Below are 19347 nucleotides of genomic sequence, written 5' to 3' on the forward strand. Positions count from 1 at the left end.
AGTCTTGGTACCTAGGTCATAGCCGTACGGGTACTGCCACGTTCCATCATTCGCCGTACCGCTAACGAGGACAGCGGGAGATGCAACCCCGCCGGACGTCTCGTCAACAATGGCAATATCGACGCTCACGACGTTGACGGGGGAGACCACCCGAGCGGACGGGCGGCACACCCCCTCATTGACGTTTAGCTGAACCTCGGAAACTTCCATAACTCCTCTTACGAATATGGCTCGTTGATGACCACCGAGGCATCACGCAGCTTGGTCATGGTGTTGACAGCGCTGGACCACGCCCACCACCCATTAGGGGTAGCCTGTGGGGCGATCTCCTGCGGGACACCAATGCAGTAGTGCATGTTCGAAATGGCGTACTCGTCCACCTGACTCTGACCGGGGAGCGTCACCCAGCCATACGAGTTGATCCCGCCACCCGAGGACTTGAGCGAGACGTGCCAATAGTCCTCGCCCGTGGTGTCAATCCGGTAGCCCCGGTTAACGTCCTTCTGACCCTTGCTGAAACCAAGCATCTGCAAATGGTCGGTTGCTGGGAGATTGACCAAGTGGGTACGGTGCTGAACCTCAACCGTGTACATGGCGTTATCCGGCTCGTCAAAGTCCCATCCGTACTGGATGCCATGCATCCAACGGCACACAATGTGACCGACTCCGTTATCAGCGCGAGGCTGACCCGAGATCAGGCGAGCATCACTAGACGAAATGATCTGCCGATGCGGGCCGTTGGAATCAACCCACGTGCGGAAAGCGGCTACGCGTAGCTCGCCCTCAAGCTCGCCCTTGAACAGGTTGTAAGTAATGACCTTCCATTCAAGGCGGTCGTACTTGAGACCCGTCACGTTGGCCACGCCAACGGAGTTCCATACGTTGCCCGCGTACGCGGGTCGGCCGGGTGCCTGCAACTCGGTGCAGGGGTACCGGTCATAGATGCTCTGGGGGACAGGCTTGCGCTCAAGCGCGTCTAGCCGCCCCTGAATCTTGCGCAGTTCGCCGACTAGGTCAGGCTCGGTCGTGCCCGGACGTGCCATTAGTTCTCAGTCTCCTTGAATAGGTCTGCCTGAACGAGGGACAGTGAAAGCCGGTCGCTGCCATCCGTAGCCACCGAAACGGCCGTCTCGGTAATGACGTACTCCTCGGCGAGGAGCGACAGGAACCCGTCATCTGACGTGACCGAGGTAGACATGCCAGGCTGTAGCGCGAGGGGCGAAAACAGATCCGGGTACGTGTCTGCCTTGGGGAGGATCACGGGCTTACTGCCGAACGCGAGGGCCGACCGAACCTTGTATTGCAGCGCTACCGCTTCCTTGGTGCCGGTCTCATTGAGGACCACGTTCACTTGCGGAATCTGTGCGGACAGCGCGGTATTGCTGTCAGACGCATAGGGGGTGATAGACGCGGTGCCGTCCGTCGCGCCGACAGCAAAGGCCGAGGATGCAAGCCCCGTACCGTCAACCGAGATATCGGCAAACTCGCAGTTGACACCCTGTTGCAGGTTCTTCCCGCTGGTGTAGGGGTGCCGGTTGGCGGTGTTCCGAATCCGGTTACCAATCTTGGTGCCGGTCGTGATCCAGTACGGCTCAAGGTAGAAAAAGAACCCGCCACCGTAGATGCCGGTAACCGTGTCCTTAGACGTGATGTCGTCGGCGAGATCGGCGAAAACCTCGGCAAGGTTCTTGAACTCGTAGGGGTTCCACGCGCGCGTACGCACCATGTTGGTAGCCACGAGACCAGACGTCAGAGTCTTGATGCCGTTGGCGGCAATCGAGTCAATGAAATTCTTAATCATCGTGGTCTGTTCAAGGTTCTTGTACTTGACCCCGGCGGTTGCCGTATGGCGGTACCGGTAGTAGCTCAGGTAACCCTGTGCCGAAAGCGAAAGCGTCCGCTTGGCGAGGTCAGCGCGGTAAGCCCACAAGAGGCCACCCCACACAAGCTCGCTGTCCCGCTGAATCGCGATGCCGGTACGGACCGGGAACACGTCGTCAGGGGTTAGCGGGGTGCCGTTCGTCTTGAGGGCGGTCATGGGAATTTCAATCTCTGCCGTACCCGGCTCATCCATGACGTAGCTGTACGAGAGTGCCGCGAACGGGATTTCAGTAATCACGTTCTGAGTCAGCACGTTGTAAAGAAAGACCTTGTAAGTAGCCATTAAACCCACGTATCCCGCCACTTGACTACGGCGGTGCCAGTCTTGGGCGTGCCAGAATCCTTGAGGATCAGGAAGCGTTCACCGGGGATGTACTTGGGGCCGGTCGTGCTGAACGTGCCGGTACCGGTGTACGTGGTGCCAACACCCGTGAACGCGTTCTCAATGCGCGGGTTGGTCACGCCGGTAAAGTCAATGGTGGTGTCAGCCGTTCGAGATCCCTCTACCAATACACGAGCAAGTGGACCCGAGGGGGTACCGTTGCGAATCGTTACGGCGGTTTCCTCGGCCGCGTAGATGAGCGGGTCAGTAGCGAACAGCTCGATTTCAAACGCGCAGTACAGCCGACCAAACCGAGCGTCCAGCGGAGCGGACCGGCGACGGGTACGGACATTGACGTACGCCTCACGCCCGTTGGCAATACCGGGAATCTTGAACGTCATAGGAGACTCACCCGAGACACCGGGGGAGAATGCCCGCATGACAAGGTTGACAGCCTCGTTGAACTCGTCAGAGTCCTTGCCCTGAACCTCTAGCGATAGGGCGACAGTTCGGCCGCCCATGTAGTCGTCACCGGCCCAATAGCCGTCCCGCTGAATCAGGGTTATGTCATTGGTGCGAACCTCGGGCATCGACATGACGTCAAGGTTCGTGAAGTTCACAGCGGGCAGGGTCTCGGCGTCGCCGATCGTGATAGGCCCGTAGGAAAGCGTCCAGTCTTGCAGCATGGGGAAGCCTCTCAATGGGGGTGGGGCAGGGGTCGAAACCCCCACCCCACCTAGTAACGTTGCTAGGTGCTATCGGCCCTGCGTACGCAGAACCCAAGCAACCTCGCGGCCGATCTCCGCCGGATTGGCGTTCGTCTCGGCGTTCACGGTCACCTGTGCCGTAGGACGGCTCACGGTCTCGTACGCGGTGCGCTGAGACTCAATGGCCTTACGGAGCGCGGACGTGTTCGCAGACGACGCACGGTCAGCCTGTGGCATCTGTGCTAGCCGCTCTAGTGGACTCGCCCCCATCGGTAGCAGCGTCGCCGAGGTCTCGGAGAGGAGCGGCGCGAACGCGTCACCCTCGCCGATCTCAGGCAGGTACGCCAGACGGAACGTCGGGATACGCGGGATGTTCGGCGCAACCGGGATCGAGTTGTACCCGTCGATCAGGTTGTTGATCAGCCCGATAACCCCGTTGATCGCCCACTTAAAGGCATCCATGATCATGCCCGGGATTCGCTGCACGCCGTTGTAGATGCCCATAAAGAAGTTCACCGCGCCACTAGCGAACTGACCAATCCCACCGAGCACGCTCGTTAGCTTGCTGATCCACGACGCTAGCCAATTGATAATGTCCCGGATGGCAGGAACCAGCGAGGACACAATCCCAGCAACGAGCTTGGCAATGATCGCGATAATCGGGGTGATGATCGGGACCAGAACCTTTAGCGCTGCCTCAATCAGCTTGGCGAAAATCGGCAGTAGCGGAGAGAGCGCAAGCATGATGTCCACAAAGGCTTGCATAAGCTGACCGAGGGACGGGCCTAGCGCGCCGAGGATCTGCGTTGCGATTTCCACGAACAGCGGGATAAGGATGTTCAGCGCTTCTAGGATCGGCGCGAGGAGCTGCGGCAGAGCCTCGAAGATCGGGGCTAGCAGCGTCATTAGCAGCGTGGCAACCTGCGAGATCAGCGGCATTAGGGCCGTGAAGATCGGGGCCAGTCCCGAAACTAGCTGCTCGATCACCGGCAGGATAGCCGAGAGGATCTGAGCGAAGATCGGAATAAGGATCTGTAGGAGCGGCAGAATCGCCTGTAGGGCGGTCGCAACCACAGTCCCGAGGAGTTCACCAAGCTGCACGAACACGGGGGTTAGCGCGGTGATCAGCGGGGTTAGACCCTTGATCGCTGCGGTAATGGCCGGTAGCGCTGCCTGTGCGAACGCTGTAAGCCCCGGCATGATTGCCTGAATTGCTGCACCGAGGGCACCACCGAGGGCCGCCGCAAGGTCACCGACAAGCGGAGCAATTACCTTGACCGCTGGAACGAGACCCTGAACGAGCCCGTCAATGATGTTCAGGAGTCCGCCAGTTACGCCGTCAAACAGCGGGGCGAACGAGGACGCCAGACCACCGAGGAGCGGACCGAGGGCGGCGAGGATATCCCCGAGGCCACCGAATAGCGAGTTCATCGCCATACCGGCACCGGCCGCATTCTCGCCAAGCGCCGCGAACATGTCGCCTATGCCGCTGCCTAGGGTGCCTAGGCCCATCTGCATACCCTCAACCACAGGGCCGAGGTTCTTCATAGCCGAGGTCAGACCGGGCAGCGCGTTGGACGCGAGGCCGGTAAAGCCCTCAACCATGGGCTTGATCCACTGAGCACCGGCGGCGAACAGCGGGCCCATCTGCCCGACCAGCTTTTCAACTGCGGGCATCGCTCCAATCAGGGCCTCACCGAGGGGCTTAGCCACCTCGCCGAACTTGGCCTTGATCTTGTTTGTAGCCGCCTCATAAGCGGCCGTCATCTCCTCACTCTGGGCAATGGCCATCTTGCCCACACCGGCCATTGCGAGGGGGAGCGCAGCGAGGGCACCACCCGCAGCAACACCGGCAAAACCGATGGCACCGACACCGATACTCGCCTTGGTGGCAACACCGGCCATCTTGCCGAGACCACCGAGCATCCCGGAGATAGCACCGCCCGCGCGGGACAGTCCGCCCTTATCAACGTCTACGTCGATGTTGGCCGTACGGTCCTGCGCGAGTCGGTCTAGCTCGGCCTCGGCGGTGCCGGTGTCAATGTCTACGTCGATGCTGATTTCTCGGTCATCGACCAGACGATCAATCTCGCGCTCAGCGGCGGAGATATCTAGCTCTACGTCAACGTGGACAACGGCCCGACGTTCGACGCGATCTAGGTAGCGCTGTAGGGCGGGAGCGAAGAACGACGTATTGGGCAGTACCCGAATACTGACGCGTCCCGCTTCCGACCCGCCCGGACCGGCCATGCGTACCCCTTAGTTTCAGGCACGCGACGCGGGCAACCGGTGTTCAGGAATAGGCATCGCGCGCGGGTTGTTCTTGAGCAGAGTTTCCGCAGCGCGGACGTTCCGCTTGTGCGTGCCCGGACGCTCAAACGGCTTAGGCTTAGCGGGCTTGCGCTTAGCGTTCTGTGCGCCGATCGCCCAAGTAGTCATGTTCACCGAGTCGATAAGGCAGGCGAGGAGATAGGCAGACGTGTCCCATCCGGTGAATTCCCGGCCACCCCGTACAGCGTTGATAAATGCGGAATCCTCCGGAAGATGTTCGACCAGCGCCACAGCGCGACGGGGCGAGACTGAGCCACCGACAACGGCCACGAGATCAAGCCCGTAGAACCGCTGAAAGTCGGCGACTAGTTCCGCCCCGTGGGCGTCGCACATCTCCCGGAGTGTCAGGCTTCCGGGGCCTGCGTCCCCTCCGCCCACATCTGAACTAGCTTGAGCTTGGCACCAAGGGGCAGCACGTCAAGCGCCGGAGTGAGAGCGGACGCGTTATCGCTGACGGCGCACAGGACATGGTCTACAGCCGTCTCCTGAGCGTCTACGTCAGACTTCTTGTCGTTGACCACCTTGACAGCGGCAATGACCAGCTTTCGAGCCTCGCGCGGGAGGATAGCGAGGGCCCGCAGATTCACAACGGTGCCGTCGGCTAGCTCGAACTCAACCGCGCGGTAAGTCTCCTCAACCTCGGCAACGAGGTCATCAAACGTAATCTTAGCCATGGTCCCTACTCTCCGAACGGTCCCGAGGAAAAGTGAACCCTCCCCCGCAGAGGGACCAGAACTACGGGGGAGGGGAGTGGAGCACCTAGTAACGTTGCTAGGTGGGGTTAGCCACCGGCCGGACCGGGGGCAACAAAGGCGTCAATGTCGCCAAGCGAACCGTCCGAAGCACCGGCAAGGATGGTGCCCTTGATCGGGAACTCAAGCAGTGCCGCCGGGTCCATCGCGATAGCGTCGGAACCGAGTAGCGAGACGTTCGGGAAGTACAGCGGGAGCATCTGCGAACCGTCAACGATGACGACTAGCAGAGCCTTGGACTGAGCCTGTGGCTTAGCGGGAATCTTGAACACGCCGCCCACAGTCGCACCGGGGCCGCCACCGAAGTACAGTTCGTAAGTCTCCTTAGACGCCTGTAGCGCAGCGAGAGACAGCGTGTAGGTAACGTCCGGGTTGGTCGTCCGTAGCTTCGGGTTCTGCCACGAACCAAGGGTCTCGGGGTCGTCGCCGTCACGGCCAAACTCAATGCCGTTCTCTAGCGACGTGTGACCAATGGAAACCCAGCCGGTACCCGGAGCGAGCGGGTCAAACGAACCCGTAGGCTTGGCGGTCTTGGTGCCCTTACCGTCATCGGCCACACCGAGGTAGACGTAACCGGTTCCAGGAACCACAACGTCAGTGTTGTCTAGTGCCATAGTGGCTACTCCTTATCGCGCTGGACGCGCAGTTAGCTGGTACGTCGCGATGAACCGCGACAGGTTGGCGTGATCACCCGGACCGGGGGACCATGGGCCGGTTACCTCGCGGAAATCGGATAGGTAGCCCTCGGCATCCGAAACAGCGGAACGGCAAGCGTCAAAGAGAATCGCGCGAACCTCGCGGGCAAGCCGGGAAGCCTCGCGCCGATCGGGAGCCCATACCTGCACGTCCATGAGCGCACGGTCTAGGAACCGAGCGTCTAGGGCGGCCCCTCCGACCCTGTGAGCGACCACAAGAGGGCTTGCCGTATCCCAGTCGGCCGGATAGTCCACGGCCACGCGTGCGCCCGTTAGACGGCCACTCAGGGCCTTTAGGGTCAGCGCCTCAACATCGGGGAGAACTGCGGTCACTCAAGCCCCTTTTCGATAGCGTGGATTCCTCGCACGGGGCGGCCCGACTTGCTGTCGATGTGACCCCAGTTGATCGAGATAGCCCACGGGTGATTAATGGCAACTAGCCAGTCTTGGCGGCGATGGGGGCCACCCGCCTTGACCACCTTGATAGAGCGCTGAAACTCACCGGACAGGATGTGACCCGAGGCAGCGGAACGGACCTTGTACGCGCGGCGGTTGGCTTCCTCGTGTACTGCCTCGTTGACGCCGGGAAAGCTCGCGATGCGCTTACCGATCCCGCGCTTGACAGTTGCCATGATTACGCTCCGCTCCCGCCGGCCTGACTCTGCGTAGTTTTTTCGACCACCTCAGCGGTAGCGAAAGTGGTACGGCGAGAGGCAGCGTGAATGCGCGGCTGACGGACAACAGACCAGACACGGCCCATCATCTCGACGCGAGACCACGCACTCAGGAAGGGGAGTTGCCGGGCGATAATCTTGTACCGCTCGGGGGAAGACCAGCCGTTAGGGTCCTCGCTGCCCATGGGTTGGGCAAATACCCGAATCTCAACCGGGGTGCCCTCGCCGGGGCGAGTCCCGCCGTACCCGTCATCGACAAGCACAACGGGAAACACCTTGGCGACCACCGGGGCACGATCAAAGATCGCCATTCCGGTAATCCTTCCCGTGCGGGTAATGCAGATCCTTAGCCACCATGACCGGCCGAGAGACCGGAACAGCGACCAGACCAGTACGGCCCGCAGACTGGCGAATGACCGACAGTTCGTCGGGCCGGAAGAACATGCCCGCTGAACCCGCCTCGGGAAGCCGGTAGGAATACTCACCGGCCATCTCAGAAACGTAGCCCTCGGGATTACGCATACGGCGCTCTGCCACAGCGAGGACAACCGCCTTGACTGCCTCGGGGGCAGTAGTGCCAGCGTTGCCCCACACGGGGAGCCCGTACAACCGCGCAAGTGCCGAGATATCCTCTAGCGCTGCGTTGGCGGCGACGCTCTCAGCAGTAGAGAACGTCACCCCCATACGCGCCTGTAGATCCTCAACCGTTGCTAGAGCGGCCATAGTTGTACCTCCCTAGCGGGGGACCACCTAGCGACGTTACTAGGTGGTCCCCATCGGATTAGGCGGCAGGCTCAAGCGAGACCTTGACGCCTCGGAGCTGAGCCTTAACGATGTTCGCCGGGGTCGGGGTCGCGATGACCGCACCCGCAGCGTCCACGTACTGACCACGGGAGTTCACCAGCGGGTCAAGGATCGGCGAGATACCGGCGTAGACGGACAGGAACGAACGGTCCATCGCCTTATCCGAGTTGTAGTCTCGGATGTATCGCATAGCCACACCGTTAGCGCTCTGCGAGCTAGCGAACTTTGCACCCTCCGGAGCAACCGGCGCGATCATGGCGAGCTTGAACGCAGTTGGGTGAACGGCGATCATCTCGTCAGGCTCGATCACGTCAGACACGACGATGGTGAAGCCGTACAGGCGACCGATGGAAGCCTCACGCAGCGCATCCGTGGTGCCCGACTCGTCTAGCTTGGTCAGGTGCGGGTCCGCGATGAGCATGGACTCAATCTCGGTGCCGACCAGGAGGATACGGCCACCCTGTGGAACGTGGTTCGCGTTGAGCTGCTTACGCAGCTTGGGGATAGCTAGGCGAACCTTCTTAGCCTGTAGCTCGGCGTCAGCGTCACGGCCGATCACGACAACCGCGCCGTTCGCATCCTTGAGGTCAGGCAGGGTCTCAAGCGCGTCACGAACCTTGAGGTCAAGGTCAACCGCGACAGCCTCAACCTGCGGCGCTAGAACCTGCTCGGCGAACGAGTCAAGGTCTAGGGTCGCCTCGGCGTCGGTGATGTCAACCGCGCTGTAGACGTGCTGGTCTAGCTTGACCTGAATGGACGACTCAACGATTTCGTCGGTCAGAATGCTGCGGGTCTTGGACCGAGTGATGTTCTCGGACCGCGCAGCGAGGACGGCCGGACGTCGGATGTTCAGGACGTCGCCCTGTGCACCCTTGAAGTCGTTCGCAGACAGCTTGTCAATGAAAGCCGACAGAATGAGCGAGCGCTTTAGGAGAGGCAGCGCGGCCGAAAGTAGCTTCTGCTGCTGCTTAATGAAATCGGACATGCGGGGTTACTCCCTTAGAAATAACGGTTCTTGGCAAAGATGCGGTCGGCTAGCGCCTCGCCCTCGGCCTTGGGATCGTGGTTATCGGTCGGGTCAAGCCCGCCGGTGCCAAGCGTTGAACCCTTGGCCGTAGCGAGTGCACCTAGAGCCTTGGCGTCTGCCTCTAGCGAGTCAGCGCGGAGCATCCCAACAAGCTCGTCGGGGACACCGTGCTTGCGCGCCATGCGCTCACGGTTCAGCTCTAGCTCAAGCTGTGCGGCGCGGGCCGTAGCCTTAGCCGCTTCCGCCTCGGCCTTAGCCTTGGCGTCCTCGTCGCCCTGTGTGGGCGTCTGAGGGGCCGGAACCTCGGGGGTGGTCTCTTTGGTCACCGGCGGTGTCACAGGCTCCTGTACGGGCTCCTGTGGCTTCTGTGGGGTCTCCTCGGGCTTAGGGGCCTCGGGAGTCGGGGGAGTCTCCGGAGTCTCCGGGGTCTCGGGGGTCTGCTCAGGCATGGATTAGCTCTCCTCTCGAAATGCACGACGGAAGTTGGCAAGTTGGGCAGCGCCGGAACCATCGGTCTCGTTCCACTGCGACAACCAGCGCGCCGCGCGTTCGCGATCCTCGGCGGGCATGGAAACGCCCTCAAACAGGGGGAGGGTCTGACACCGGCAATTGGCGTGATACGCCTCGGGGTTCTGCTCGTCCAGATAGGACCGAGAACGGCGGGAAGAGTTCCGGCCGTCGGTGTAAACGAGACCTCGGCTAGCGAGCATCGCGCAGAACCCGCACGGGTCAGCCTCGGCCTTGCGGTAATAGCCGATGACCTCGCGGTCAGATTCGCGAGCATTCGCTAGGGCATCTCGTCCGCCTGCCAGCGTGACCCGATCGGTGTTGTCCACGAGCGGGGCGTAAATCAGCCGGTCAAGCTCGGCGACGAAATCCGGGTCGTCTAGGCGGGAACGGGCGGGGGCAACCGCTGAGTAAAACGCGTCATTGACGCCGTCACTCGCGCGTACGCCTCCCCACTGAGAGGGAGGGAGTGAACCCAATCCGGCAGAGTTGCGAACGGAGTTGTGGAAGTTCTGCGCTAGCTGGATTGACTCACGCCGCCCCCGCTCAACCTCTCGGCGGTAGCTCTCAAACAGCCGGTCGGGGTTGCCTAGGTTTCCCTGAGCTTCCCCGACCCACCACTTAAGCAACCACGAGAGAACCCGACTAGCCACGTTGTCTTGCGCGTTCTGATAGTTCCGCGTCAGCGTGGATAGCTCGGTCACTTTGCAACACCCGGCTTAGGGGCCTGCGGCTGTGCCTGCGGGTCACCCTCGGGGGAGGAGCTAGTAACGTTACTAGGTGGTGCCTGCGCTGCGATCTCCTCGGCCTTGGCGTCTGCCTTGTCCTTGAGTTCGCGGAACCGGTCCACGTCCGTCTGAGTGAAACCAGGGAGCTTGTCCCATAGAGCCTCGGCCGGAACGCTGACCATCTGAACGAGCTTGCCGTAAGCGTCCGCCGTCTGTGCCAGCGAGCGGGAGCCCGTGTCACGCCAAACGACCTGCGCCTTACGGTCGTTGGCTAGCTTGGTCTTACCGAGAGCCTTAGCGCATAGGCGGAGCACAGATTCCCACGCCTCGCCGAATGCCTGCTTTAGATCCTCAACACGCCGCATTAGCGAACTCTCGGCGGCTGCCAGAGCGTCAGCACTCAGGTTGGCCATATTGCCGAGTAGGTAATGCGGGGGAGTCTGCGACACAGCGGCCATGTGCTGTACCGAGGTCTCAATAGACTTGAGGAATCCGTCTAGGGAAGTCTCGGACAGCTCACCAAACTTGGTGTCCGGGTCCTCGGCCATCATGACGCGCGTCGGGTCGAACTGCACCGGACGGTAAAGGGGCTCGCCCGTTTCCGGGTCTACCCGAACCTCACCGGTCACCGGGTCGATATCCAGCGGCGGAGCCATGCCCGTTGCGTACCGGACCTTGAACGACCCGAACGTCTGGGCAATCAGGAGATCGAACCACGTCTGATTGATGCGGTCGGCAACCGGGATGAGCGGCTGAACTAGACCAACCGAACGGCCGAGTAGATCCATGCTCGCAGCGAAACGGACAACCGGCGTGACGCCGAACCCGTGTCGCTGAACCTTGGTCGCCACGGCCGTACCGTTGTCGCGAAACGCAATGTCGTAAATGGCCTCGTCGTCAAAGTACCGGCACCGCTCAAGCTGCCCCGTATCCGGGTGCTCGAAAATCTGCACCGCGTATAGCGGGAACTCATCCGATGCCGGGTCCTCGTACGCCGCCCACGAACGCAGCGCGGACATAGGACGGATAGCGGGGCCGTCCGGCTCGGGAACAACCGCTACGTACGAGTGCCCATAAACTAGGGCCCCCTCGTGTACGGCACCCTGTCGGCCATCCATGCGGTTCGCCTGCCAGACGTCCCACACTTCCTCGCCCTTACCGGTCGATGGGCGGAACCCGTCAACCTGTAGGTTCTGGAGAGGAGCGGCGACAACCCACGGAAGCCAGTTATGCACGCAGCGCTCAGCGAGTAGCTTGTACTCGGCATTGGCGTTGCGCGGCATGTACGGGCCCGCGTGCTTGCCTCGGTAGTACCGGTCAATCTCTTCTAGCCGCTCGTTGTACTCGTACTTGAGTCGGCCAATGGCGTGTTCGACACGCCGCTTGATATCTGCCATGGCTCCTCGCTTGGAAGGGTGGGGGAGGGGTTATCCGCCGAATCCCCACACTCGGCCGGAACGAGGACGCTTGAGCTTCCCGGATTCAAGGAGCTTGGTACGGGCGAGATCAGCGAGGAGCATTGCGGCGTAGCCGTCAACCTTGCGCTTGGACTCGCGGTGTTCCTTGCCGAACGAGACACCCCAACGGGTAATCCGGCGCTTGGCGTTCATCACGTGCCGCCTGAGCGTGTGGTGTCCGGTGTGCTTGATCTGCCCGGACTCAACCGAGGAGACAAGCCGTTCGTTGGCGTAGGTCACGTCCGGCTTTTGGCCACCGTCCATACGCATACCGACCGAGGAACCGCTAGACGCCTTGACGACCAACTGAGCGCGGTAATCCTCGGACCAGCGCTGAACCTCCGCCTCCCACAGAACGGGGTCAGCGAAGAATGCGGCAACGTCGTACATGCCGAAAGCGTGTTCAACGGCGTCGGATACCTCGGCGTGGTCAACCTCCCAACCCTCCCCAGCGGGGCCGTCAGGGGCTTCCCATATGCCGATGGGCTGAACTAGCCGATCGTCCACGCGGACGGCTACGAGGGCCGTTGCGTCGTCTGAGCGTCCACCATCGAAACCGAGAGTGATACGGTCACCGCGCTTTAGCCGGTCCTCGCTCGCGCACGCATCCCAAGTCTCAGGAGAAATGAGGGAGTCCTCATCGGCAACTAGCTGATTCAGGAACATGCGGCGGGACTGCCATGCGGGGTACGTACCGGCGTAGATCGTGGAAATGATCCAGTCCACGTCTAGCCACGTCGCGTCACCTCGGGCAGCGATGATGCCAGCGGCGAGGGAATCGCGGTCAGCGAGGATGCACGACGCGGGAGCTTCAACGCTGTCGTAGTAGAAGCCTGCGGCGCGGGGGATTTCTCGCCCCTTGTCGCGCAGCTTGGACCACGCGTGATAAGTACGCTCGGCTACGGAGTCCTCGCCCGGGAGAGGGGCGTTCGTGATCTCCATAGAACGAGCGCCACCACCGCGCGACTTGGCGAGATTTCCCGCAATCGTGAGGGCCATAGCGTGGCCCCCGTTGTTGGCAATCCAGTGCTGAGTTTCGTTGAGCAAATTAAAAGTTGCTCGTCCGCCCTCAAGGGCACGCGCCGAGGACGTCACCGCTTCAATGCGATTGCCTACGGCGGAATAGATGATTTCCTTGCCCATGTCGATGCCGTACTTTTCAATGCACTCGTCAGAGAAAAGGCCGGGGAAAACCGTCATGGTGTTGCGGGTCTGATCCTTGGACGTCGCCGCAATCTGCACCCAAGCGGAATTCTGCGGCTTAGCCACCGGCATACCGTCAGCGTCCCAATGGGAGAAACGGCAAGGGCCGACAAACTCAAACGCACACAGCGCAGCGGTAAACGGGTCCTTGCCCCAACCCTTGAGTCGGCGAATGGTTCCCTGCCGATAGACGAACCGTCCGGCATCGTCAATCTCGTACCACCGCTTGATAATGCGGATCTGCTCGGACGTGAACCGCCACGGGCTACCGGCATCCGGGCCGTCAGGCTGACGCAAGTAATGCGAGCACCACAGAAAAGCCCACACGCCAAGCGTGCGGTTGTCCGGCGGTACGTAGTCGTCCTCAATAGTGCGGACTGGTTCCATGGTGGCCCCTTTCAGCGAGGGACCACCTAGTAACGTTGCTTACTGCTGTGCCTTGTATGCGGCCATGAGATCGGCTAGGCCGGAATCAACCTCGGTAGCCTCGGCCTTAGACAGCTCGATACGCAGACGTCGCCGGGAACCCTCGGTAGTGAGTAGGTCAGATGCGGCGGAAATGACGGACGCGAAAAGCTGCCCGCTGAGACGCTGTCCCTGGTTCAGGTTGCGGCTCATTGCCTCGGCGACATACGCGGCGGTCGCCCAGTCGGACGGCTCGAAAAAGAACGACTGTCCAGACTCGGCGAGCGCGTCATACCAGCGCCGTGCGATCGGGTGCCAATCGTCCTCGGGTGGGGGAGCGGTAGCGCCGTCCGGGTTTCCACTCGGGGCGGTAGCTAGCTCGACCTCGGAAGCGTTGCGGCGTCGCCGCTGGTCGTCCCGCTTGGGGACCGGTCCACGGGTTCCCATGTGCTCACCTCCGGTTGTCACGTAGGGTAATGCCGGCGAAAACCTCAACCTTTGAATCGAAGCTCGGCGACCTTGAAACCCGTACGAACTCCGAGGTGCTACACGCTTGCGGTCCTTTAGAGATCCGATCCGGGGTCTCCCCCCACCCTCCGCCTTGGATTCCAAGGTTCAGGCTCGGATCACATCACTTTGAGTGAACACAGAACGCAACGTGAACAGCGCGTGAGACAGCGAGGAGCGACACAAGATGTGGTCACCATGGGTCGGGCGTAGCCTCGCGTTGATCACGGGGGATGGCTTGCTTTGGAATGCTCTTGGTAGAGCGTGCAGCCTGTGATTCAGCCTGTGTCTTACGCTTGTGACACCAGGGGCACAGGAGTTGCAGGTTAGATAGGGAGTGGTCGGCACCGGGCCGTATATGGTCCACGTCCGTACCGGGGTGCCCACATAGGCCCCCTGTATCTAGGACCCCCTGACAGAGGCCCTTATCCCTACGGATAACGCGCTGTCTGAGGGTGCCCCAGTTAGGGGGTAGCTCAGAACGCCGATTACTGGAGTGCCACGCCACAGCGGACACCCCCTCAGTTAGTAACGTTGCTAGGTGGTCTGGTCGGCAGGGATCGAACCTGCGGCCCCTCGGTCCCAAACCGAGTGTTCTACCGCTGAACTACGACCAGTAGGCGCGGCCCATTGCTGGGAACCGCGCTCGCTCCTCGGCGTGGATTCGAACCACGATTACCCGATCCAGAGTCGGGCGTACTGCCGTTGTACTAACGAGGAATGGCCCAAGGGCCTAGTAGAGAAAGGGAACCGTGATATCGGCGTACTCGGCGAGGAGCCAAGCCATATCCGCCCCACGCACGAAAGCAGAACCCCCGAGACCCCAACTAGGGCCCCAAGAATTCTGAATCGTGAAAACGTCGCCGTCGTGGCCGCTGATGACCAGCGCATGACCGCCCCACACGGGGGAGGAGCGATCCACGGACACGAACCCTTCGGCATCCACGCGGAACATGGACTGACGCCAAAGCGCGCCCCAAATCACGGGGCCATTGTCGAGACCGGCCACGAGGCCGGGCAGCGAACGCGTGTGGAAGTAGTCGGCGACTAGGCCAAGGGCCTTACCGGCTTGCGCCGCAGCGAGCCCGTTAGAGCCCGTGTCAGCGCCCGGATACTCGCCACGGTACGAATCGAACCGCGTAGCGAGGGCATAAGCGCGACGGGCGAACTCCTCGTCAAGCGCATGAGAACCAGCGGGGAAGATGCCGAAACGGTCGGCCCTCACGCGGACATGTGTTGTGCCCGTGCGATCCCGACTGTCTGACCCGAGGACACCCGCTAGCGCGTTCCCCGTACAGGAACCGATGCGCCCCTGAGTGTGAATCGGGATGCGTCGCTGCCATACCGGCACGGTTCCTCCAAAAGAGCCCCTAGCAGGAATCGAACCCGCATCACCTGATTACTAAACAGGTGCTCTAGCCATTGAGCTATAGGGGCCTACGTACCCACTGGGGGAGTCGAACCCCCAAGCCATAAGGCGGCGCGTTCTAAGCGCGCTGTGTTTTCCGTTTCACCAAGTGGGCAAGAGCGGGCAGTGAGAGATTCGAACTCCCTTGACGGCTGATCAGGCCATACCGGTTTTGGAGACCGGCGCGACCCTCCAACGTCGCCGACTACCCATGCGTGCCGCCCGATGGATTCGAACCACCGACCTACGGGATTTCACCCCGTCGCTCTGCCAAACTGAGCTAGAACGGCATTTAGGACTACTCGCCGCCCGGTTCCCCACGCTGACTAGGCGCGGCTACTACGGGCCGGTTTCGTCCACGGCGCATATCGTCGGCCAGTCACGGCCTATTGTCTGCACCCGCTGTCACAGCAGGATTCGAACCTGCAACCCCTTGGTTCGTAGCCAAGTGCTCTATCCGTTGAGCTATGCGACATGGTGAGTGGGACGGGACTCGAACCCGCAGCATCCGGGGAATGAGCCCGGCGTTCTACCATTGAACTACCCACAAGCTGGCACGGCTGGATTCGAACCAACACCTAACCGGGTAACAACCGGTTGCACTGCCATTGTGCTACGCGCCAAAGAGTGGACCCTATCGGATTCGAACCGCAATTCCTCCATGCAAGGGAGGCGTGTTACCGGGTTACACCATAGGGCCCAAAGGGGTGACGGACGGGAGTTGAACCCGCAGCCTCGGGGGTCACGGCCCCGCGCTCTACCCATTGAGCTACCGTCAACGCGCGCTGTACGGGACTCGAACCCGTGGCCATCCGCTCGACAGGCGGACGCTCTAACCTCTGAGCTAACAACGCTTGGTTTGGGTGACCGGACTTGAACCGGCGACACACGGCGTATCAGGCCGACGCTCTAACCATCTGAGCTACACCCAAAGTGATTCCGGTTGGATTCGAACCAACGACCAAGGGATTAAGAGTCCCCGACTCTGACCAACTGAGTTACGGAATCTTGGGCCCGTACGGTCTCAACCGGAGGAGAGGGCCGGGAGTCGAACGCACGGGCCGGGGGAGTGCTCAGACCACCGTGTGACTGTGCGGCAACCTCCCACACTACTAAGAGAGTGTGTGGGTTAAGCACAGCGGGGGAGGGGAGCACCTAGCGATGTTGCTAGGTGGTGTGTCGAGTGTCGGTTGCGAACGCACTTTCACCGAGGCCCTTGGAAACCCCACTGTGTCTTTACTTTTGTGTTCAGAATCAACACTCGTAACATCATCCCAGGTCAGAGGGGGTATAGGTCGTGTCGATCCTGTCGGCGGCCCCCTTGCGCTGTCCGGGCGTAGCCCCTGTAAACACAAAAAGCGGCCACAGGGTGTGAGCCCCGTAGCCGCTAAGTGTGTCCTAGCTCATACTCTCTATGGCCTTGTCCATGGCCGCGAGTGCCGCCGCTGCCTTCCCGTCCTTCCAGTGAATCACCAAACGTTCTTCAATCGGCGTTCGGTCCCCTTGGTGCTTGGCGGGCAACAGGACGATTCCCTTGGGCCCTAGTGCTGCCTGCAAGAGCGCACGTTGCCCCGGGACGCCCGCGCCGACCCACAGCGCCGTAAGGGCCTCGGGGTCCATGAGCGGGGACAAGTCCGCTTCCACGGACAACAGCTCAAGTTCCTTCTTGTGTGCGTCGATCTGCTCGTTAATCTGTTTCCAGAAGAACTCATAATCGGCCTCGGAAATGCGACCGAGAACGAACCGTTCCTTCTTGAGCTGCATTTCTCGCCCTACGGCAGATTCAAGGGCGGCGGTTACCTCGGCCTTACGTGCCTCTTTCTCGGGGTCCTTGTAGGAAAGCCAATCCTTGGCGATTGCGTGCAACGTGTCCGACTCGGGGGAGAGGTTCAGGACGTGGTTAAACCACATGGTCTCAACCGCTGTATCGGCCCGCTTGCGCTCCGTGGACACGCCCTCGCACGCCGTCTCCCCTTCCTGCTGTCGCTTGTAACAGCGGTAGTTGTTTCCGCCGTTGGACGTGGGCCCCTTGCAGTGCGGGCAGCGCATTGACTCGGAGAGGAGCGCCACGGTTTCCCGCTTGCCGCGCGTCTTGTCCCCGATGCTGGTTCCCTTCTGTGCGCGGCTCGCAAGAATGGCCTTGATCTTGATGTGTTCGGCGAACGTGATCACGCCATCACCGCACGAAATCGGGAAACCCTTCTTGTCAAGGAGCGGCTTTCCACCACGGTGATACTTGCCGTGCCAGCGTCCGTGTTCGTCAAGGATGCGTTCCCGCTGTGCCACGAGACCGGCCCATGTGACAGCGTGCGCGAGCGCGATGATTCCCGTTGCCTGCCAGTTCTTACCGGTGCGGGTTTTCAGACCCTCGGCGTTCAACGTGCTGGCAATCCAGTTGGGCGTCTTCCGAGCTAGCAGGTACTCGGCGATCCGGCGCGCAAGGGGGTATTCGTCGGGTCGGTGGATGAGCTTTCCGGCCCCGTTGGACATTAGGCCGAATGGCGCAACGCCCCCGGTCCACTTGCCGTCAACCTTGGCTCCGTCCATGCCCAGTTTGGAGAACTCGGCAAGGTCTTTGACTTGGTCGCGCGCCTGTTCGCTGAGGATTGCGAGGACGAGACGCTGATAGCGGGAATCAAGATTCTCGTTGACGACGAAAATGCGGGCGGCGAGTTCTTCGAACTTGTCGAGCAACAGGCCAACCTGACCCATACCCCGGCGGGACAGTCGCGAGGTCTTGAAGACGTAGAGGGTTTTCGAGAGGCCCGACGTGATCGCAGCGCACGACTGTTCGAACTCCTCGCGCCGGACGTAGGACTTGGACGCTGAGATTTGCTCGAACCAGACTCGCCGGATCTTGACGCCCTCGTTCGCGGCCTTGGCGCACATGCGGCGCACCTGTTCCCGCATGGCGCTGAGACTGTCTTTCTTCTTGCTGCGCCGGACGTACATCTCTGCCAGCGTGGACGGGTCGCCGACGGCCGGGAACCAGAGCCCAAGCTCTTTCAGTTCGTCGTCATCGAACCCAAGTGCGCTGAGGGCAGGGTAGTCCTCACGGTCACTCACAGTAGTCATCCCATCACCGAAGGTAGACCGCTCCGGCATGGGGGATTCGGTCCGCTTGTCGGCATTTAGGGAGCGCGCCGGTTAAGCGAAAACCGAGGAAATCAGTAAAACCCCAGGTCAGAGCGATATTGCTTCGTTAGTCCATGGGTGCCCCTGGTGCTACATCGGGAAGGCGCGCTTCGAGCAGGGCCTCGCGGCCTTCGCCCACCGGGACGAGGTCGAGGTGGTGCACCGCTCCTTCGAGCTCGACCCGGGACGGGCCAAGGGCGACACCGCGCCGGTCCTCGACATGCTGGCCCGGAAGTACGGCCGGACGCGCGAGGAGGCGCGGGCGATGGAGGAGCACGTCGCCGCCAACGCGCGCTCCGAGGGGCTGGAGTACCGCACCGAGGGGCGGGACCACGGCAGCACCTTCGACATCCACCGGCTGCTGCACCTCGCCAAGGCGCGCGGCCGGCAGGACGCCCTCCTGGACCTCGCCTACCGGGCGAACTTCGCCGAGGAGCGGTCCGTCTTCGACCCCGAGGTGCTGGTGGCGCTGGGCGTCGAGGCCGGGCTCGCGGAGGACGAGGTGCGGGCCGTGCTGGCCGACGAGGACGCCTACGCCGAGGACGTACGCGCCGACGAGCGCGAGGCGGCCGAACTGGGCGCCACCGGTGTGCCCTTCTTCGTCCTGGACCGCCGCTACGGCGTGTCCGGCGGCCGGCCCGCCGAGGTCTTCACCCAGGCCCTGGAACAGGCCTGGCAGGGCCGGGCCGTCCAGCCGGCCGGCGCGGCGGCGCCGGCCTGCGACGCGGACGGCACCTGCGCGGTGTGAGGTCCGCGTCAGCGGCGCGTGATTGACCGGGCGCGACGCGCGGCCGAGGGTAGGGG

20 protein-coding genes and 14 tRNA genes are annotated in these 19347 nt (G+C 61.8%); 1 reads left to right on the forward strand and 33 read right to left on the reverse strand.

The genetic code is table 11. From position 1 onward, the window contains the following. Positions 1-218 precede the first annotated feature (218 nt). The 33 genes from ACZ7LK_RS05320 to ACZ7LK_RS05480 form a co-directional block, all read right to left on the reverse strand. A complete protein-coding gene (locus ACZ7LK_RS05320; RefSeq protein WP_471138496.1) occupies positions 219-1043 on the reverse strand; it encodes a hypothetical protein in 825 nt (274 codons plus the stop codon). After that, the gene (locus ACZ7LK_RS05325) at positions 1043-2164 is read right to left on the reverse strand and encodes a hypothetical protein (protein ID WP_471138498.1); all 1122 of its coding nucleotides are present in this window, start codon (positions 2162-2164) and stop codon (positions 1043-1045) included. Before ACZ7LK_RS05325 ends, ACZ7LK_RS05320 begins: the two co-directional genes overlap by 1 nt. Further along, positions 2164-2889 (reverse strand): hypothetical protein, encoded by a 726-nt coding sequence (locus tag ACZ7LK_RS05330; protein ID WP_471138500.1) that lies wholly within the window; start codon positions 2887-2889, stop codon positions 2164-2166. The genes ACZ7LK_RS05325 and ACZ7LK_RS05330 overlap by 1 nt, the downstream gene beginning before the upstream one ends. 69 nt (positions 2890-2958) lie before the next feature. Beyond that, entirely contained in the window at positions 2959-5160 is a 2202-nt protein-coding gene (locus tag ACZ7LK_RS05335) for a phage tail protein (protein WP_471138502.1), read from the reverse strand. A 15-nt stretch (positions 5161-5175) separates the two neighbouring features. Then, positions 5176-5472, reverse strand: coding sequence for a hypothetical protein (locus tag ACZ7LK_RS05340; RefSeq protein ID WP_471138504.1), 297 nt, complete (start codon positions 5470-5472; stop codon positions 5176-5178). A gap of 113 nt (positions 5473-5585) precedes the next feature. Next, positions 5586-5915, reverse strand: a complete 330-nt coding sequence (locus ACZ7LK_RS05345; protein ID WP_471138506.1) for a phage tail assembly protein — start codon at positions 5913-5915, stop codon at positions 5586-5588. 107 nt (positions 5916-6022) lie between these two features. Continuing rightward, on the reverse strand, positions 6023-6607 hold the full coding sequence (locus ACZ7LK_RS05350) for a phage tail tube protein (protein WP_471138508.1): 585 nt from the start codon (positions 6605-6607) through the stop codon (positions 6023-6025). A 12-nt stretch (positions 6608-6619) separates the two neighbouring features. Beyond that, positions 6620-7021, reverse strand: a complete 402-nt coding sequence (locus ACZ7LK_RS05355) for a phage tail termination protein (protein WP_471138510.1) — start codon at positions 7019-7021, stop codon at positions 6620-6622. Continuing rightward, a complete protein-coding gene (locus ACZ7LK_RS05360) occupies positions 7018-7320 on the reverse strand; it encodes a DUF5403 family protein (protein ID WP_471138512.1) in 303 nt (100 codons plus the stop codon). Before ACZ7LK_RS05360 ends, ACZ7LK_RS05355 begins: the two co-directional genes overlap by 4 nt. Positions 7321-7659: 339 nt before the next feature. Beyond that, on the reverse strand, positions 7660-8085 hold the full coding sequence (locus tag ACZ7LK_RS05365) for a hypothetical protein (protein ID WP_471138514.1): 426 nt from the start codon (positions 8083-8085) through the stop codon (positions 7660-7662). A 58-nt stretch (positions 8086-8143) separates the two neighbouring features. After that, complete coding sequence (locus ACZ7LK_RS05370; protein WP_471138516.1) at positions 8144-9151, reverse strand: major capsid protein; 1008 nt, start codon at positions 9149-9151, stop codon at positions 8144-8146. A gap of 14 nt (positions 9152-9165) precedes the next feature. Further along, on the reverse strand, positions 9166-9642 hold the full coding sequence (locus ACZ7LK_RS05375; RefSeq protein ID WP_471138517.1) for a hypothetical protein: 477 nt from the start codon (positions 9640-9642) through the stop codon (positions 9166-9168). Between the two features lie 3 nt (positions 9643-9645). After that, positions 9646-10029: a VG15 protein gene (locus ACZ7LK_RS05380; RefSeq protein ID WP_471138519.1), complete on the reverse strand. Its 384-nt coding sequence runs from the start codon at positions 10027-10029 to the stop codon at positions 9646-9648. Between the two features lie 371 nt (positions 10030-10400). Continuing rightward, complete coding sequence (locus tag ACZ7LK_RS05385) at positions 10401-11825, reverse strand: phage portal protein (RefSeq protein ID WP_471138521.1); 1425 nt, start codon at positions 11823-11825, stop codon at positions 10401-10403. Between the two features lie 30 nt (positions 11826-11855). After that, the gene (locus ACZ7LK_RS05390) at positions 11856-13475 is read right to left on the reverse strand and encodes a terminase (protein WP_471138523.1); all 1620 of its coding nucleotides are present in this window, start codon (positions 13473-13475) and stop codon (positions 11856-11858) included. Between the two features lie 39 nt (positions 13476-13514). Then, positions 13515-13940: a phage terminase small subunit gene (locus ACZ7LK_RS05395; RefSeq protein ID WP_471138525.1), complete on the reverse strand. Its 426-nt coding sequence runs from the start codon at positions 13938-13940 to the stop codon at positions 13515-13517. Positions 13941-14193: 253 nt separating this feature from the next. Beyond that, the gene (locus tag ACZ7LK_RS05400) at positions 14194-14517 is read right to left on the reverse strand and encodes an HNH endonuclease (protein WP_471138527.1); all 324 of its coding nucleotides are present in this window, start codon (positions 14515-14517) and stop codon (positions 14194-14196) included. A 25-nt stretch (positions 14518-14542) separates the two neighbouring features. Then, positions 14543-14617: transfer RNA gene (locus tag ACZ7LK_RS05405), tRNA-Pro, on the reverse strand. Between the two features lie 32 nt (positions 14618-14649). After that, a tRNA-Gln gene (locus tag ACZ7LK_RS05410) sits at positions 14650-14720 on the reverse strand. 13 nt (positions 14721-14733) lie between these two features. Next, positions 14734-15225, reverse strand: coding sequence for a hypothetical protein (locus tag ACZ7LK_RS05415; protein WP_471138529.1), 492 nt, complete (start codon positions 15223-15225; stop codon positions 14734-14736). Positions 15226-15365: 140 nt separating this feature from the next. Beyond that, positions 15366-15437, reverse strand: a tRNA-Thr gene (locus ACZ7LK_RS05420). Positions 15438-15442: 5 nt separating this feature from the next. After that, positions 15443-15523 (reverse strand) — tRNA-Leu (locus ACZ7LK_RS05425). 5 nt (positions 15524-15528) lie between these two features. Beyond that, a tRNA-Trp gene (locus tag ACZ7LK_RS05430) sits at positions 15529-15619 on the reverse strand. Positions 15620-15624: 5 nt separating this feature from the next. After that, positions 15625-15698, reverse strand: a tRNA-Phe gene (locus ACZ7LK_RS05435). Between the two features lie 112 nt (positions 15699-15810). Continuing rightward, positions 15811-15883 (reverse strand) — tRNA-Arg (locus ACZ7LK_RS05440). Further along, a tRNA-Met gene (locus tag ACZ7LK_RS05445) sits at positions 15884-15957 on the reverse strand. A 2-nt stretch (positions 15958-15959) separates the two neighbouring features. After that, a tRNA-Asn gene (locus ACZ7LK_RS05450) sits at positions 15960-16031 on the reverse strand. A gap of 5 nt (positions 16032-16036) precedes the next feature. After that, positions 16037-16109, reverse strand: a tRNA-Ala gene (locus tag ACZ7LK_RS05455). Positions 16110-16114: 5 nt separating this feature from the next. Next, positions 16115-16188 (reverse strand) — tRNA-His (locus tag ACZ7LK_RS05460). 1 nt (position 16189) lies between these two features. Continuing rightward, positions 16190-16262 (reverse strand) — tRNA-Asp (locus ACZ7LK_RS05465). 1 nt (position 16263) lies between these two features. After that, positions 16264-16340 (reverse strand) — tRNA-Ile (locus ACZ7LK_RS05470). A 2-nt stretch (positions 16341-16342) separates the two neighbouring features. Then, positions 16343-16416 (reverse strand) — tRNA-Lys (locus ACZ7LK_RS05475). A 390-nt stretch (positions 16417-16806) separates the two neighbouring features. Continuing rightward, positions 16807-18474, reverse strand: coding sequence for a recombinase family protein (locus tag ACZ7LK_RS05480; RefSeq protein WP_471138531.1), 1668 nt, complete (start codon positions 18472-18474; stop codon positions 16807-16809). Between the two features lie 100 nt (positions 18475-18574). Between ACZ7LK_RS05480 and ACZ7LK_RS05485 the strand changes: the two genes are divergently transcribed. Then, a complete protein-coding gene (locus ACZ7LK_RS05485; protein ID WP_471138632.1) occupies positions 18575-19291 on the forward strand; it encodes a DsbA family oxidoreductase in 717 nt (238 codons plus the stop codon). Positions 19292-19347: the final 56 nt, after the last annotated feature.

This window comes from Streptomyces sp. NPDC039423 (assembly GCF_055598725.1).